Here is a 15,323-nt window from a genome sequence, read left to right on the forward strand (position 1 = left end):
ACCGCCGTGTCGTGGTTCGCGACCTGCGGCGAGTGCACAGAACCAGGAGAGCGTGTTCATGAATGCTGTGGCTGACCGCGATGTGAACGTGGACGGCAAGGTCGCCGTCGTGACCGGCGCCGGATCCGGCCTCGGGAAGTACGAGGCGATCGCACTGGCCCGCGCGGGTGCGTCCGTCGTCGTCAACGACCTGGTTGCGAACGACGCCGTGGAGGCCACGCTCGAGGAGATCCGGGGCCTGGGCGCGAAGGTCGAGTTCGTGGCCGGCGACATCGGGGAACGGTCCACCGCCGACGCGATCATGGAGGCGGCGCAGAGCCGGCTCGGCAGCCTCGACATCCTGGTGAACAATGCGGGCATCACGCGGGATCGCATGCTGTTCAACATGTCCGACGAGGACTGGGACCTGGTGCTGAAGGTTCATCTGCGCGGCCACTTCCTGCTGTGCCGCGCAGCCGCGTCGTACTGGCGGGGCAAGTCCAAGGAGGCCGGTGCGCCGGTATACGGGCGCATCGTCAACACCTCGTCCGAGGCGGGACTGCTCGGCCCCGAGGGGCAGGCGAACTACGGCGCCGCCAAAGCAGGCATCACGGCGCTCACGCTGTCGGCGGCCCGTGGGCTGTCCCGGTACGGCGTCCGAGCCAACGCGATCTGCCCCCGCGCCCGCACGTCGATGACGGAGAACGTCTTCGGAGAGGCGCCGGCCGAGGGGGTCGACCCGTTGTCGCCCGAGCATGTGGCCGCGCTCGTCGCGTACCTCGCATCGCCCGCCGCCGACTCCGTGAACGGCCAGGTCTTCGTCGTCTACGGCCCGATGGTTGCGTTGATGGCGGCACCGGTCGTGGAGCGGCGTTTCGACGCCGCGGACGGTCGGTGGACACCCGGCGCGCTCGCGGCGGAGCTCGGGAACTACTTCGGGGATCGGGATCCTGCCGCGATGTTCTCGGCCTCCGCGGCGCTACGCGAACTGGGCTGATCTGCGTCCTGGGGCCGAAGAACCGACACGAAGGTTGTTTCCGTATCGTTTCCGCAGGTAATGCCTCCGCGATGGGCGATACTGAAGGCAACTGAAGAGCGGCGGAACGGGGGGCCGGGTGACCGTGGAGGGTGTTCGAGTGGTGTGCCGGATATGACTAGATCGTGTTCTAGTTCTGCTGTCGTCGAGCAGTTCGATCGAGCGTGCCCAGCTGGTCCGGCGACTCCCTGGGCCGGCCCCCTCACGCGGTCGCCCGGAACCGAGGCCGGCGACGATTTCGACGGTCGTCGGTACGTGACGAAATTCGCTCAAAGTTCTTGTGCTATAACCTCTTAAGTCCACGCCTCGGCCTTCTCGCTCGGCGCGAATCGTCGGATCCGATCGGGCGGAGACACGCCCGGCGTTTCGGTCGAATTCGGCCCTCGGGACGTGCTGAATGTGGGACGATTCATGCTGATGAGCGACCACCTTTGACAGGTGAACACGTTCTAGTTAATATGACCTGAGTCACAGACCGCTGGGGGGCTGGGCTCGAACTGACAGTCGGTGCTGGGCGAGATCATGGACGAGGAGGACGGATGGTAGACCTCCTCGAGGTGCCGTTGCGTGCGGTCGGCGGGTTCTTCACGATGTCGGGCGAAACGTTGAGGGCAGTCTTTTCGAGGCCCTTCCAGCGTCGCGAGTTCGTGGACCAGGCGTGGTTCGTCGCCCGGGTCTCGATGGTGCCCACCGTGCTGGTGGCCATCCCGTTCACCGTCCTGGTGAGCTTCACGATCAACATCCTCCTCCGCGAGATCGGCGCCGCCGACCTCAGTGGCGCCGGCGCCGCTCTCGGCACCGTCACCCAGGTCGGCCCCATCGTCACCGTGCTCATCGTGGCGGGTGCAGGCGCCACCGCCATCTGCGCAGACCTCTCCGCCCGCACCATCCGCGAAGAGATCGACGCGATGCGGGTGCTGGGCATCAATCCGATCCACCGCCTGGTCGTGCCACGAGTGCTGGCGTCGACCGCCGTGGCGCTCCTGCTCAACGGGCTGGTCTGCACCATCGGCATCCTCGGCGGCTTCGTCTTCTCGGTCTACATCCAGGACGTCAACCCGGGTGCGTTCGTCAACGGCATCACCCTGCTCACCGGATTCGGGGAGCTCGTGATCTCGGAAGTCAAAGCCGGTCTGTTCGGCATGATCGCCGGTCTCGTCGCCGCCTACCTCGGCCTGAACGTCAGGGGTGGCGCGAAGAGCGTCGGTGACGCCGTCAACCAGACCGTCGTGTTCTCGTTCATGGCCCTGTTCGTGGTCAACGTTCTCGTCACCGCCGTCGGCATCAAGCTGACGGCAGGGTGATCGACATGGTGGTGGAGTAGATGGCACTAGCGGCGGCCGGGCGCTTTCCCCGAACTCGCAAACGGTTCGCGTCGGCGTCCCGCTCGATCGACCGGCTCGGTGAGCAGGCGCTGTTCTTCGCGCGTGCCATCGGATGGGCTCCCCGCGCCCTGATGCACTACCCGAAGGAGACGCTGCGGCTCATCGCCGAGATCAGCATGGGCACGGGTGCGCTCGCGGTAATCGGCGGAACGGTCGTCATCGTCGGCTTCCTGACCCTGTTCACCGGCGGCACCATCGCGGTACAGGGCTACAGCTCGCTCGGCAACATCGGCGTCGAGGCCCTCACCGGCTTCTTCGCGGCCTTCATCAACGTGCGTATCGCGGCGCCGGTCATCGCGGGCATCGGGCTGGCGGCCACCATCGGCGCCGGCTCCACCGCCCAGCTCGGCGCCATGCGCGTCTCGGAGGAGATCGACGCGCTGGAGACGATGGCGATCCCGTCGATCCCGTACCTGGTCAGCACACGTGTGATGGCGGGGATGATCGCCATCATCCCGCTGTACGCCCTGGCGGTGATCGCGTCGTTCATGGCCAGCCGGTTCGCGACGGTGGTGCTGTACGACCAGTCGTCCGGCGTGTACGACCACTACTTCTCGACGTTCTTGATACCCACGGACATCCTGTGGTCGTTCGCGCAGGCCATCGTCATGGCGATCGCGATCATGCTCATCCACACCTACTACGGTTTCAACGCCTCGGGCGGTCCGGTCGGCGTCGGTGTGGCCGTCGGCAACGCGGTGCGCTCCTCGCTGATCGCCGTCGTCACCGTCACCCTGCTCATCTCGCTCGCCATCTACGGCGGGTCCGGCAACTTCAACCTTTCGGGATAGGAGTGCCGGTAGATGACTGATTCGGGTGGGAAGAAGAAGCTCGCGGCACTCGTCCTCGTGGTGAGTCTTCTCGCGATCATCGGTGTGTCACTGGCCATGTTCAACGGAACCTTCAGCGAGACCACGCCCGTCACCGTCACGTCGGATCGCTCCGGGCTGGTGATGGAACCCGACGCCAAGGTCAAGCTCCTCGGTGTCGAGGTCGGCCGCGTCGGCTCCATCGAACACGTGACGGACGGCGCCGAGCTGAAACTGGCGATGTATCCCGACATGATGTCGCTGATTCCCTCCAACGCCACCGTGGAGATCAAGTCCACCACCGTGTTCGGCGCCAAGTACGTCAACTTCGTGATGCCGGACAACCCGTCGTCCACCCCTCTGCAGGCAGGGGACGTGATCGCGTCCGACAACGTCACCGTCGAGTTCAACACGGTCTTCCAGCACCTGTCCGACGTGCTGGCCCAGGTACAGCCGGAGAAGCTCAACGCCACCCTCGGGGCCATCTCGTCGGCGCTGCGCGGACGCGGCGAGGAACTCGGCGCCCTGCTCGAGCAGAGCGACAGCTACCTGGCGAAGATGAATCCGAGTCTGCCTCAGCTGCAGGAAGATTTCGCAAAGGCCGCGCAGGTCACCGACGTGTACGCCGACACCGCACCGGATCTGCTGCGAGTGCTCGACAACGCGACGGCCACCAGCGGCACGGTCGTCGACGAACAGGACAACCTGGATGCCGTGCTGCTCAACGTCACCGGGCTGGCCGACACGGCCAACACCGTACTGACCGAGAACGAGCAGAACCTGAACTCCTCCCTCGACCTGTTGCTCCCGACGACGGATCTGCTGGCCGAGTACTCGCCCGAGATCTCCTGCTTCATCGTCGGCCTGAACAATGTGATCCCCCTCGCCGAACAGCTCATCGGTGGCAATCAGCCGGGCATCGCGCTGAGCGCCAGCTTCATGTACGGGCAGGAGCCGTACACCTATCCGAAGGACCTGCCGAAAGTGAATGCGACAGGTGGGCCGAACTGCCACGGCCTTCCCAATCCTGATCTCAGCAAGCATGCGAACTTCGTCGTGGCCGACACCGGAACGGTGCCGTTCGTGCCGTCGACGGAAGTCCAGGTGCACCTGCCCAAGGTGTTCCAGCTGCTGTTCGCGGGTGTGTACCCCGGGCAGGGTGGGCAGTGACAGTGCGAGCGACCACGGTCAAGCTGATGATCTTCGCGACGGTGATGTCGGTGATCTTCGCCGGACTCGCCCTGGTGTTCAGCCAGTATCGGTTCAGCAGCTCCGACGGCTACCACGCCACGTTCACGGACGTGTCCGGCCTCAAGCCCGGCGACAAGGTGCGCATCGCCGGCGTTCCGGTCGGAGCCGTCGAGAAGGTGAGCATCGACGACGACAATCTCGCCGACGTCGATTTCACCGTCGACACCAAGTACTCGCTGTTCGACGGGACCAAGGCCACGGTGCGGTACGAGAATCTCGTCGGCGACCGGTACATGGAACTTCTCGAAGGCGCCGGATCGGTGGAACCCCTGCCGGACGGTGGATCCATCCCCGTTGAGAACACCTCTCCCGCACTCGATCTCGACCTTCTGCTGGGTGGGTTCAAACCGTTGCTGCGGGCACTGGACCCTCAGCAGGTCAACGATCTGTCCCAGGCGCTGGTCCAGGTGTTCCAGGGGCAGGGCGGAACGCTCGTCTCGCTCCTCGGCAGCACGAGTTCGTTCACGAACACCCTCGCCGACCGGGACCAGTTGATCGGTGAGGTGATCACGAACCTCAACCAGGTGCTCGGCACCATCAACGACCGCGGCGATCAGTTCCGGTCGACGCTCGACCAGTTGCAGCAGCTGGTCAGCGGGCTGTCCCAGGACCGCGATCAGATCGGTGACGCCATTCCCCGCATCGCCGGGGCGACGGGGGATCTCGCGAATCTGCTCGAAGGTGTGCGGCCACCGTTGCAGAGCACGATCGCCGAGGCCAATCGCACCGCAACTCAGCTCCAGGCGGGGGAGGACGACCTCGACTGGGTGCTCCAGAATCTGCCCGACGCCTACCGGCGGCTCATCCGCATCGGCACGTACGGCAGCTTCTTCCAGATGTACGTCTGCACGGTCAAGTTCAAGTTCTCCGGCCCGGACGGATCGGATCTGCTCCTCAACATGCCGGGCGGTCAGACGGCAGGGAGGTGTGCACCGTAGCCATGAAACGCGAACGTAATCCCGTACAGGTGGGAATCATCGGTGTCGCCATCGCGAGCATGATCGTGATCGCGACCCTGCAATACGATCAGCTGCAATTCCTTTCGGGCGGAACGCAGTACTCCGCCTACTTCGAGGACGCGGGTGGGCTGATGACCGGCGACGCGGTGACGCTCGCCGGCGTCGACGTCGGGAAGGTCGCCGACGTCGAACTCGATGAGCAGCACGTGCTCGTCAGGTTCACGATCGAGGACGGCATCGTCCTGGGCGACGCCACCGAGGCGAACATCAAGACCAACACCGTTCTCGGGCGCAAGTCGCTGGCCGTCACCCCGCTCGGGTACGAGACGATGCCGGTGGGGTCGACGATTCCGTTGGAACGCACCAACTCTCCGTACTCCCTCAACGACGCGCTCGGCGACCTGTCGAACACCGTGTCCGAGCTCGACACCGACGAGGTCAACAACGCGTTGAACGCGATGTCCGGCGCTCTCGAGAACACACCGCCCGAGCTGCGCACCGCACTGGACGGCCTGACCCGGTTGTCGGAGAGCATCAATTCGCGGGACGAGACGCTGCGACAGCTGCTCTCGCGTGCCGAGAACGTGACCGGAATCCTCGCCGAGCGCAGCGGGCAGATCAACTCGCTGATCGTCGACGGGAACCAGCTGTTCGGCGAGCTCGACCGTCGCCGCACGGCGATCAGCCAGCTGATCGTGAACATTTCCGCGGTGTCCCGGCAGCTCACGGGATTGGTCCAGGACAACGAGGAGCAGATGAAACCGACGCTCGACAAACTGAACTCGGTGGTCGACGTCCTGCAGCGGAACAAGGACAACATCTCGCAGGCTCTCGACGGCCTCGCGCCGTACGCCACTCAGCTCGGGGAATCGGTCGGTAGCGGGCCGTTCTTCATGGCGTACGTCTACAACATCGGCATCGGCAACCTGTTCCAGGGGCTCAGCGACGCGGTGACGTGGCCGGAGCACCTCCCCAACGACCTCCAGGCCTACCTGCAGACAGGTCCGTCCATCGAGCTGAGGGAACCGCCGCGATGACGACGAACCCGGAAATCACCAACACGCGGAAGAAGTGGCTGATCCGCGGCGGCGTCGCCGCGGTCGTCGTGGTGCTGATCGTGGGCGCCGCAGTGATGTTCGTGCCCAAGCTCTTCCAGAACACGATCACCGCGTACTTCCCGACGACCACCGGGCTGTATTCGGGCGACGACGTCCGCGTCCTCGGTGTGAAGGTGGGGACGATCGACTCGATCGAGCCCGGTGCCGATTTCGCACGGGTCACGATGAACGTGCAGAAGAGCGTCGACATCCCGGCGGACGCGAAGGCCGTCATCGTCGCACCCAGCCTGGTGTCGGGACGGTTCGTGCAGCTGACACCCGTCTACGCGGGTGGGCCGACGATGGGCGACGGCGCGAGCATCCCCGTGGAGCGCACCGCCGTCCCGGTGGAGTGGGACGAGATCAAGACCGAGCTGAACAAGCTGTCGGAGGCGCTCGGACCGCAGGGCGCCGACCCGCAGGGCTCGCTCGGCACGTTCATCGACACCGCCGCCGACAATCTCGACGGCAACGGAGAGTCGTTGCGGAACACGCTGCGGGAACTGTCGGAGACCATGCGGACCCTGTCCGACGGCCGGACCGACCTGTTCTCCACCATCCGCAACCTGCAGACGTTCGTGGCCGCACTGTCGTCGAGCAACGAGCAGATCGTCCAGTTCGAGGGCAGGCTTGCGTCGGTGTCGAACATGCTCGCCACCAACTCCGACGAACTCGGAACCGCGCTGAACGATCTCGACCTCGCGCTCGGCGACGTCAACCGGTTCGTCGTGGAGAACCGGGCAAGCCTCAGCGAGCAGGTCGGCCGCCTGGCCGACGCCACCCAGGTGCTCGCCGACAAGAGGCCGCAGATCGAGCAGGTGCTCCACGTCGCGCCCACGGCGCTGGCCAACTTCAGCAACATCTACAAGCCGGCGCAGGGATCACTGGTCGGTGCGGTCGCGATGGCGAACTTCGGGAACCCCGTGAACTTCATGTGCGGTGCCATCCAGAGCCTGCAGGCCAATGAGGCGAACCGCAGCGCGGACCTGTGCACGCAGTACCTGTCGCCGGTCCTGAACTCGCTGACGGCGAACTACCTGCCCATCCTCACCAACCCGACGACGGGGGTGAACGCATTCCCCGACCAGATCGAATTCACGCCGCCGAGCCTCGGGGCCTCCGTACCCCCGCGGTCCGCGCCGCCGATGACCGGGGCCCTCGCCGGGATGCCGACCGTCGCCGTGCCCAAGGACCTCAACGATCTGCTGCAGCCGGGAGGTGGGCGATGACGAAGCGCACACGGGTGCGTCGCGGCGCCATCGCGGCTGTGGCGATCACGTTGTCCCTCACCCTGACCGGGTGCGAGTGGGAAGGGCTGAACTCGCTTCCCCTGCCGGGCACCGAGGGACAGGGCGACGACGCGTACACGGTCGAGATCCAGATGCCCAATGTCACGACGCTGTCGCAGAACTCGCCGGTCCGCGTGAACGACGTGACGGTGGGTTCGGTGACGGGCATCGACGTGCAGGACTGGCATGCACTGGTCACCGTCTCGATCAACGGCGACGTCCAACTGCCTGCCAATGCGACGGCCAAGATCGGCCAGACCAGCCTCCTCGGCTCGCAGCACCTCGAACTGGCTCCGCCGACCGACGCCGAGCCCGAAGGCCGGCTCGAGAACGGCGACGTGATCCCCATCGAGCGGGCGGGCGCCTACCCGACCACCGAGCAGACGTTGTCGTCACTGTCGGTGGTGCTCAACGGTGGCGGCATCGCCCAGATCCACGACATCACCCAGGAACTCAACGCCGCACTGGGTGGCCGGGAGGACTCGATCCGGGATCTTCTCCCGCAGCTCGACCAGCTCGTCACGAGCCTGGATCAGCAGCGCGGCGACATCATCGGCGCGATGGAGGGACTCGACCGGTTGGCGGGCACCGTCAACGAGCAGAAGGCCACCCTGGACGCGGCGCTGGACGGCATCCCGCCCGCGCTGGAAGTGCTCGTCACCCAACGGCAGAACCTCACCACCGCGCTGGTCGAGGTGGGCAAGCTCAGCGACACCGCTTCCCGTCTCGTGGAGAACAGCGGCGAGGAACTGAAAGCGAACCTGGCAAACCTGACACCGGTGCTGCGTGAACTCGCCAACTCGGGTAGCGCGCTGACCGAGGTGCTGACCCTGATGCTCACGTACCCGTTCCCGATGAAGACGATGGACAAGGCGATTCAGGGTGATTACGCGAACCTCATGATGACGATCGACATGACCAACGAACGCGTCGACAGCAACTTCCTGACCGGAACCGGCCTCGGCGGATCGCTCGGCGGCGTCGAGGGCGCCGTGGGATCGCTCGCCGGGGTTGCCGGGCAGTCGGGCGATCCCCTGCAGGCACCCCTGCAGCCGGCTCCGAAGCCGGCACCCGCACCGCCGATGATTCCGGGTCTTCCACAGATACCCGGACTGCCGCAGATCCCGGGCCTTCCGCCGCAATTGGGAGGGGCGCCGACACCATGAGAATGACGAGATTCGTTCGCATTCAGCTGATCATCTTCTCGATTCTCACCGTCATCGGGCTCGTGGTGATGTCGATCCAGTACGTGAAGGTGCCGGTGCTGTTCGGCGTCGGGCGCTACGAAGTCAGCGTCCGACTGCCGTCCACCGGTGGGCTCTACTCGCACGCCAATGTCGCTTACCGCGGCACCAACATCGGTGTCGTCGAGAACGTGACGCTCACCGGCGACGGTGTGGAAGCGAAGATGTCACTCGACAGCGACTACAAGATTCCGGCCGACGTCGACGCGGCAGTCAAGAGCGTGTCGGCGGTCGGCGAGCAGTACGTCGATCTGATTCCCCGGGACGGCGCCGCCGAGGCCGACGGCCCGTACCTCGCGAACGGCGACGTGATCCCGTTGGACCGGGCCACCATTCCGCAGGACGTCGGCGAAATGCTCGACCAGGCCGACGAACTGCTCGCCAGCATTTCGGACACCAGGCTGCAGACGGTGATCGACGAGGCGTTCACGGCGTTCAACGGATCGGGCCCCGACCTGCAGCGGCTCATCGACTCGGCCCGGTTGTTCGTCGAGGAGGCCGATGCGAACAGCGACGCGACGAAGGCCCTGATCGACCAGGTCGGCCCACTGCTCGACACCCAGGTGGTCAGCAGCGACGCCATCCGGTCGTGGACCCAGGACCTGGTGACGTTCACCGACCAGTTGCGGGCGAGCGACCCGAGCCTGCGGTCGGTGCTGGAGAAGGGCCCGGGAACGGCGCAGGAAGCCACCCGGCTGTTCCAGGACCTGCAGCCGACACTGCCGATTCTGCTGCGGAATCTGGTGAGCGTCGGCCAGGTCGGGGTGATCTACAACAAGAGCATCGAACAGGTGCTGGTCATCTACCCACCCCTGACCGCGGCGCTCGTGACGGCCGCGACCGGCGGGCCGGTGGAGGACGGCGCGATCGTCGACTTCGCCCTGCAACTGCACGACCCGCCGGCCTGCACGACCGGATTCCTGCCCCCGGAGCAACGCCGGTCGGGAGATCAGACCGACCCGATCGCGACACCGAACGACCTGTACTGCAAGGCCGCTCCGGACGATCCGGCCGTGGTGCGCGGCGCGCGGAACCTGCCGTGCATGGAGTTCCCGGGACGTCGCGCGCCGACGGTCGAGGCGTGCCGCGAGGGCTGGGAGGCGTCGGGCAACAACCCGCCGTACGGGCCGATCATGCCGCCGGATGTACCCTCGTACACAGCCGTTCCGAGTTCCTACGAAGGCGCCGCGGGTGCACCGGTCGCGGCCGTGCCCTACGACCCGGCCACCGGTAGCTTCATTGGTTCGGATGGAAAGACGTACACCCAACCGGATCTGGCGGTGCAGGGAAAGGACTCGACGTGGCAGACGATGATGACAGGTCAGCAGATTTGAGTTCCAGCACAGACGAGCGCGCAACCGACTCCGCGGAGCAGGCGACCGAGCAGAGCTCCGCGGCGAAGGACCGGAGCAGGCGCAGGGCGGTCCGGCACGCCGGCCCGCCGGTGGGGGAGACCGAGGCCCCGAAGCCGGTGGTCCTGGCCAAGCCGACAGACGCGAACGCCGCGCCCGAGGCGGAAAAGGTGTCGACGGCGAAGGTCGCGTCCCCGGACGCTCCGGCGCCCGACGCGCCGAAGCAGCGTCGTCCCCTGAAGTCGTTGCTCGCGTGGGGTGTTACCGCGGTGGTCGTCGTCGCACTGGTCGTCGCGGCGGTGGTCCTGCTGCTCGACCAACAGTCCGCACGGGAACGGGACGACCGCCGTCAGGCCTTCGTCGACACGGCCCGGCAGACGGTGCTCAACCTGACAACCATCCATCCCGAGACCGCGAAGGAAGACGTCGACCGGATCATCGCCGGCGCGTCGGGTCAGTTCCTCGAAGAGTTCCAGGGCCGTGAGGATCCGTTCGTCGGCGTCGTGCGGGATGCGAATGTGACTACCGAGGGCCAGGTTGTCGAGGCCGGTGTCGAGAACGGGAGCGAGACCTCGATCTCGGCGAACGTTCTGGTGGCCGCGCGGACGATGGTCAGCAGCAAGGAACAGCCCGAACCCTCACCGCGCGACTTCCGAATGCGAGTGACCGTCAGCGACGTCGACGGAAAGTTGACCGCATCGAAGGTGGAGTTCGTCCCATGACCGACAACAACGAAGACAAGCGAAAGTTCGCCGTCACCAAGCAGACAGCGCTGAAGATCGCGGCCGCGGTCGTGGTGGTCGCCCTCGCGGTGGTGGCGGGTTTCCTCTGGTACGACCACCGGCAGGACCAACTCGCGGAGCAGGCGCGCACCGAGGCCGTCGACGCCGCGGGCAAGCAGGCCGTCGCGATGCTGGCGTACGACTTCGCCGACGTCGACAACCAGTTGGCGGCTGCCGCAGACGGACTCACCGGTTCTTTCCGCGACGACTACACCACGCTCGTGCAGGAAACGATCGCGCCGGGCGCCAAGGAGAAGCAACTCACCGTGCAGGTGTCGGTGCAGGCCGCGGCGCCCGTGTCGACCACACCCGACGAGGCGGTGGTTCTGCTGTACCTCAACCAGACGACGACGAGCGCCGACGCTCCCGACGCCCGGACGTCGGGCAGCCGCGTGCGGGTGTCGCTGCAGAAGGTCGACGACGACTGGCTCGTCGATCAGCTGACCCCGGTGTAGCGGTGCCGGACTCCACGCCGACCGTGGCGGAACTCCTTGCTGTCGTGGGGCGTTCACCGTCCGCGGTCGCGGTGCACGACCGCGCCGCGTGGGTCGGGCTGTTCTCGGACGGCGCTCGGGTCAACGACCCGGTGGGCTCGCGGCCACACGTCGGCACGAAGGCGATCGAACGGTTCTACGACACGTTCATCGCCCCCAATTCGATCACATTCCATGTGAAGCGGGACGTGGTGTGCGGAATGACCGTGGTCCGCGACCTCGACCTCGAGACCCGGATGTCGACGGGAGTGGTGCTGACGGTGCCGATGCACCTGCGCTACGACCTGGTGGCGGAGTCGGGTGTCGTGGCCGTCGACGGGTTGTATGCGCACTGGGAACTGTCCGTGATGATCGCCCAGTTGGCCGCGGCGGGGTGGCGGGGCGCGGCGGCGTCGGTGAAGCTGGCGCCGCAACTTCTCGCGAATCAGGGCGTTCTCGGTGTAACAGGTTTCATGCGAGGCCTGCGGACCGTCGGGCGTCCGGGCAGGAATGCCGCCATCGGATTTCTGGTCGCCGTCCGCCGTCAGGACGCGGCCGCAATGTCGGAGAGACTTGCTCCCGGTGCGGTTCTCGAACTGTCACCGGATGCCCCGCTCTCGCCCACTCACTTCGCGGACAGTCTCCGTGACCTGCAGTGGAGCAAGATGATCGTGGCGGGGCGTGCCGTGACCGCATCCGTGCGCGCTGCCGGGTGGGAGGGTGTGGCCCTGCTGGAGTTCGCACACCGATCCCACGAGATCGCACGAGTGCGGATGTTCGTCGAGGCAGTCACCCCCTTCACAAAATGAAACAAGTTCTAGTACTGTCGGGGTCTCCTGGCCGATTGCCGACGCACGACGCTGCGTTGCCTGGCCACAACCGAACGGGGAGTCGTCGATGAAGGTTGCAGTAACCGGCGCCGCGGGATTCGTGGGCAACAATCTGCTGAATCTGCTGGTCGAGGCGGGGCACGAGGTGACCGCAATCGACCGCGTGCGTTCCCGGTACGCACCCGAATACGGGGTCACGTGGGTGAATGCCGATGTACTCGACGTCGAATCCATGAAACGGGCGCTGGACGGCGCCGAGGTGGTCTACCACCTGGTCGCGATGATCACCCTCGCCCAGAAGGACGACCTGGCCTGGACCGTCAACACCAAGGGCGTGCGTACCGTCGCCGAAGCCGCTCTCGCAGTGGGTGTTCGGCGGATGGTGCATTGCAGTTCGGTGCACTCCTTCGATCAGAGCAATTGCGGCGGAACGCTCGACGAGAACTCACCCCGGTCCGTCGACGCGTCGATCCCGGTGTACGACAGGTCCAAATGGGCGGGCGAGATCGAACTCAGTGAGGTGGTCGAGGCCGGGCTCGATGCGGTGATCTGCAATCCCACCGGGGTGTACGGGCCCGTCGACTACGGACTGTCGCGGGTGAACGCATTGCTGCGCAACGCCGCTCGCGGCCGGGTTCCCGCGGCGGTGCAGGGCGGTTTCGACTTCGTCGACGTCCGCGACGTCGCCGCCGGACTGATCGCCGCCGGGGAAAAGGGCCGGACCGGTGAGAACTACCTGATCTCGGGGCACATGCTCGGCATGCACGATGCCGTGAGGAGGGCTGCGCGTGCGGCGGGTCGTCGGGGGCCGCTGTACTCGTTCCCACTCAGCGTCATCGAACGCGTGCTGCCGATCGCCGAACCGATCGGGGCCCGGTTCGGATCCGACGTTCTGTCACGGTCGGCGATGTCGGCGCTGCTCGCGGCGCCCGTCATCGACGGCTCCAAGGCGCGGTCCGAACTCGGCTACGTTCCGCGTCCCGCCGACGAGACGATCCGCGACTTCGTCGGCTTCCTGGTGACGTCCGGTCAGCTGAGCCGGGGAGGTCAGTTCTCCCCGGTCGCGTCCTCGTTGTAGTCGGACTCGGAAGCCTCGGCGGGCGCGATCAGCGCGGGGCCGGCGGCGCCGCCGTGAGCGAGGGCGTCGAGGAAGGACCTGGCCCACCGGTCGACGTCGTGTGCGAGGACCTGCCTGCGCAGGGCCCGCATGTGGCGTCGGCCGTCCTCCTTCGGCTGGCCCAGGGCCTGCTCCATCGCGTCCTTGACACTGTCGAGATCGTGCGGATTGCACAGGAACGCCTGACGCAGTTCGGCGGCCGCGCCGGTGAACTCGCTGAGCAGCAGTGCGCCGCCGAGATCACTGCGGCACGCCACGTACTCCTTGGCGACGAGGTTCATGCCGTCACGCAGCGGAGTCACCAGCATCACGTCGGCGGCGACGAAGAACGCGATCAGCTCCTCGCGGGGGATCGGCCGGTGCAGGTAGTGCACCACCGGCCTGCCGACCTCGCTGTACTCGCCGTTGATCCGCGACACCTTGCGTTCGATGTCGTCGCGCATCTGCACGTAGCTGTCGACCCGCTCGCGGCTCGGCGTGGCCAGCTGCACCATCACCGTGTCGGCCGGGTCGATGCGCTGCTCGTCGAGCAACTCGTGCAGCGCGGCGAGGCGGACGTCGATGCCCTTCGTGTAATCGAGGCGGTCGACGCCGAGCATGATGTGTTTGGGATTGCCCAGTTCCTTGCGGATCTTCTTGGCGCGGTCCCGGATCGACTTGGATCGGGACTGTTCGTCCAGCTGCCCCGAATCGATGGAGATCGGAAACGCGCCGACGCGCACCGTGCGGAATCCCACCTGCACGACGCCGAGCTTGGAGCGCACGCCCACGTTGCCGCGGGACGTCTGCTGACCGGCGAGTTTGCGGGCCAGGTAGAGGAAGTTCTGGGCACCGCCCGGGAGGTGGAACCCGATCAGGTCGGCGCCGAGCAGGCCCTCGATGATCTCGGTGCGCCACGGCATCTGCATGAACAGTTCCACCGGCGGGAACGGAATGTGCAGGAAGAATCCGATGGTGAGGTCGGGGCGAAGCATGCGCAGCATCTTCGGAACGAGCTGCAGCTGATAGTCCTGGATCCATACCGTGGCGCCGTGCGCGGCCGCCTTCGACGTGGCCTCCGCGAAGCGCCGGTTGACCTCGACGTACGCGTTCCACCAGTCGCGGTTGTACTCGGGCTTGACGATGACGTCGTGGTACAGCGGCCAGAGGGTGGCGTTGGAGAAGCCCTCGTAGTAGTCGGCGATCTCCGCGGCGCTCAGCGGAACCGGGTAGAGCTCCAGGTCGTCCTCGACGACGGGATCGAGCTCGGCGTCCGCGACCCCCGCCCAGCCGACCCATGCGCCCTTGTTGCGGCGCAGGATCGGCTCGAGCGCGGTGACGAGGCCACCGGGGCTGCGCTTCCAGCGTGTGGTGCCGTCCGGAAGGCGTTCGAGGTCGACGGGGAGTCGGTTCGCGACGACGACGAAGTCGGCTTGCCCGGAAACAGGATCAGAAGTCGAGCGTGATGACGATGCTGACGATTCCGAACTGGCAGCCACGGGCTTCCTTCGCAGTCGAAGTGGATGAAATTCTCAGTCGAGCTTGCTGGTGGGTCCGATTCCGAGCATGGAGAGCAGCATCCTGCACTCGTCGGCATCTTCGGCGTATGCAGCGACAACGCGCTGCGCCTGGCGGGCGGTCTCGTCGGCTAGGGGTTCGAGATCCTCGTCCGCGATGTCGTTTTCGGCGGTCGTCTTCGCGGCCATCTTTGTCCTCTCGGGCTTGCTGCTGCGTCACGCGC

The 15,323-nt window shown here is 66.2% G+C and carries 15 protein-coding genes; 13 read left to right on the forward strand and 2 right to left on the reverse strand.

The features are described from left to right. Positions 1-58 precede the first annotated feature (58 nt). The 13 genes from ACLIVD_RS05215 (at position 59) to ACLIVD_RS05275 (ending at position 13,564) form a co-directional block, all read left to right on the forward strand. Positions 59-976, forward strand: coding sequence for a 3-oxoacyl-ACP reductase (locus ACLIVD_RS05215; RefSeq protein WP_280778860.1), 918 nt, complete (start codon positions 59-61; stop codon positions 974-976). 578 nt (positions 977-1,554) lie between these two features. Then, positions 1,555-2,319 (forward strand): MlaE family ABC transporter permease, encoded by a 765-nt coding sequence (locus tag ACLIVD_RS05220; RefSeq protein ID WP_016884001.1) that lies wholly within the window; start codon positions 1,555-1,557, stop codon positions 2,317-2,319. Positions 2,320-2,339: 20 nt separating this feature from the next. Beyond that, complete coding sequence (locus ACLIVD_RS05225; protein ID WP_005244538.1) at positions 2,340-3,191, forward strand: MlaE family ABC transporter permease; 852 nt, start codon at positions 2,340-2,342, stop codon at positions 3,189-3,191. Between the two features lie 12 nt (positions 3,192-3,203). Beyond that, positions 3,204-4,379 carry an MCE family protein gene (locus ACLIVD_RS05230; RefSeq protein WP_009477765.1) on the forward strand — a complete coding sequence of 392 codons (1,176 nt, stop codon included), beginning with the start codon at positions 3,204-3,206 and terminating at the stop codon, positions 4,377-4,379. 2 nt (positions 4,380-4,381) lie between these two features. Then, a complete protein-coding gene (locus ACLIVD_RS05235; protein ID WP_491932849.1) occupies positions 4,382-5,398 on the forward strand; it encodes an MCE family protein in 1,017 nt (338 codons plus the stop codon). 2 nt (positions 5,399-5,400) lie between these two features. Next, positions 5,401-6,456 carry an MCE family protein gene (locus tag ACLIVD_RS05240; protein WP_283330553.1) on the forward strand — a complete coding sequence of 352 codons (1,056 nt, stop codon included), beginning with the start codon at positions 5,401-5,403 and terminating at the stop codon, positions 6,454-6,456. After that, on the forward strand, positions 6,453-7,745 hold the full coding sequence (locus ACLIVD_RS05245) for an MCE family protein (RefSeq protein ID WP_280778855.1): 1,293 nt from the start codon (positions 6,453-6,455) through the stop codon (positions 7,743-7,745). Before ACLIVD_RS05240 ends, ACLIVD_RS05245 begins: the two co-directional genes overlap by 4 nt. Next, on the forward strand, positions 7,742-8,971 hold the full coding sequence (locus ACLIVD_RS05250) for an MCE family protein (protein ID WP_491932068.1): 1,230 nt from the start codon (positions 7,742-7,744) through the stop codon (positions 8,969-8,971). The genes ACLIVD_RS05245 and ACLIVD_RS05250 overlap by 4 nt, the downstream gene beginning before the upstream one ends. After that, positions 8,968-10,383, forward strand: coding sequence for an MCE family protein (locus tag ACLIVD_RS05255; RefSeq protein WP_418339414.1), 1,416 nt, complete (start codon positions 8,968-8,970; stop codon positions 10,381-10,383). Before ACLIVD_RS05250 ends, ACLIVD_RS05255 begins: the two co-directional genes overlap by 4 nt. Then, complete coding sequence (locus ACLIVD_RS05260; RefSeq protein WP_283292835.1) at positions 10,380-11,123, forward strand: Rv1363c family protein; 744 nt, start codon at positions 10,380-10,382, stop codon at positions 11,121-11,123. Before ACLIVD_RS05255 ends, ACLIVD_RS05260 begins: the two co-directional genes overlap by 4 nt. Further along, the gene (locus ACLIVD_RS05265) at positions 11,120-11,638 is read left to right on the forward strand and encodes an Rv1363c family protein (protein WP_491932069.1); all 519 of its coding nucleotides are present in this window, start codon (positions 11,120-11,122) and stop codon (positions 11,636-11,638) included. The genes ACLIVD_RS05260 and ACLIVD_RS05265 overlap by 4 nt, the downstream gene beginning before the upstream one ends. Positions 11,639-11,640: 2 nt before the next feature. Beyond that, entirely contained in the window at positions 11,641-12,465 is an 825-nt protein-coding gene (locus ACLIVD_RS05270; protein ID WP_283330557.1) for a nuclear transport factor 2 family protein, read from the forward strand. A gap of 88 nt (positions 12,466-12,553) precedes the next feature. After that, the gene (locus ACLIVD_RS05275) at positions 12,554-13,564 is read left to right on the forward strand and encodes an NAD-dependent epimerase/dehydratase family protein (protein WP_283330558.1); all 1,011 of its coding nucleotides are present in this window, start codon (positions 12,554-12,556) and stop codon (positions 13,562-13,564) included. On the opposite strand, the gene ACLIVD_RS05280 is transcribed toward ACLIVD_RS05275, so the two are convergent. Further along, entirely contained in the window at positions 13,534-15,081 is a 1,548-nt protein-coding gene (locus tag ACLIVD_RS05280; protein WP_105412841.1) for an alpha,alpha-trehalose-phosphate synthase (UDP-forming), read from the reverse strand. The two genes, ACLIVD_RS05275 and ACLIVD_RS05280, sit on opposite strands and share 31 nt — an antisense overlap. A gap of 33 nt (positions 15,082-15,114) precedes the next feature. Further along, positions 15,115-15,288, reverse strand: a complete 174-nt coding sequence (locus tag ACLIVD_RS05285; protein ID WP_005262874.1) for a hypothetical protein — start codon at positions 15,286-15,288, stop codon at positions 15,115-15,117. Between the last annotated feature and the right edge of the window lie 35 nt (positions 15,289-15,323).

The sequence above is a fragment of the Rhodococcus sp. G6(2025) genome, from assembly GCF_058628105.1.

Coding starts and splice junctions, on each gene's coding strand:
- ACLIVD_RS05265 (WP_491932069.1), top strand. CDS start 11,120: ATGACCGACAACAACGAAGACAAGCGAAAGTTCGCCGTCACCAAGCAG.
- ACLIVD_RS05230 (WP_009477765.1), top strand. CDS start 3,204: ATGACTGATTCGGGTGGGAAGAAGAAGCTCGCGGCACTCGTCCTCGTG.
- ACLIVD_RS05275 (WP_283330558.1), top strand. CDS start 12,554: ATGAAGGTTGCAGTAACCGGCGCCGCGGGATTCGTGGGCAACAATCTG.
- ACLIVD_RS05285 (WP_005262874.1), bottom strand. CDS start 15,288: ATGGCCGCGAAGACGACCGCCGAAAACGACATCGCGGACGAGGATCTC.
- ACLIVD_RS05215 (WP_280778860.1), top strand. CDS start 59: ATGAATGCTGTGGCTGACCGCGATGTGAACGTGGACGGCAAGGTCGCC.
- ACLIVD_RS05225 (WP_005244538.1), top strand. CDS start 2,340: ATGGCACTAGCGGCGGCCGGGCGCTTTCCCCGAACTCGCAAACGGTTC.
- ACLIVD_RS05245 (WP_280778855.1), top strand. CDS start 6,453: ATGACGACGAACCCGGAAATCACCAACACGCGGAAGAAGTGGCTGATC.
- ACLIVD_RS05250 (WP_491932068.1), top strand. CDS start 7,742: ATGACGAAGCGCACACGGGTGCGTCGCGGCGCCATCGCGGCTGTGGCG.
- ACLIVD_RS05255 (WP_418339414.1), top strand. CDS start 8,968: ATGAGAATGACGAGATTCGTTCGCATTCAGCTGATCATCTTCTCGATT.
- ACLIVD_RS05220 (WP_016884001.1), top strand. CDS start 1,555: ATGGTAGACCTCCTCGAGGTGCCGTTGCGTGCGGTCGGCGGGTTCTTC.
- ACLIVD_RS05240 (WP_283330553.1), top strand. CDS start 5,401: ATGAAACGCGAACGTAATCCCGTACAGGTGGGAATCATCGGTGTCGCC.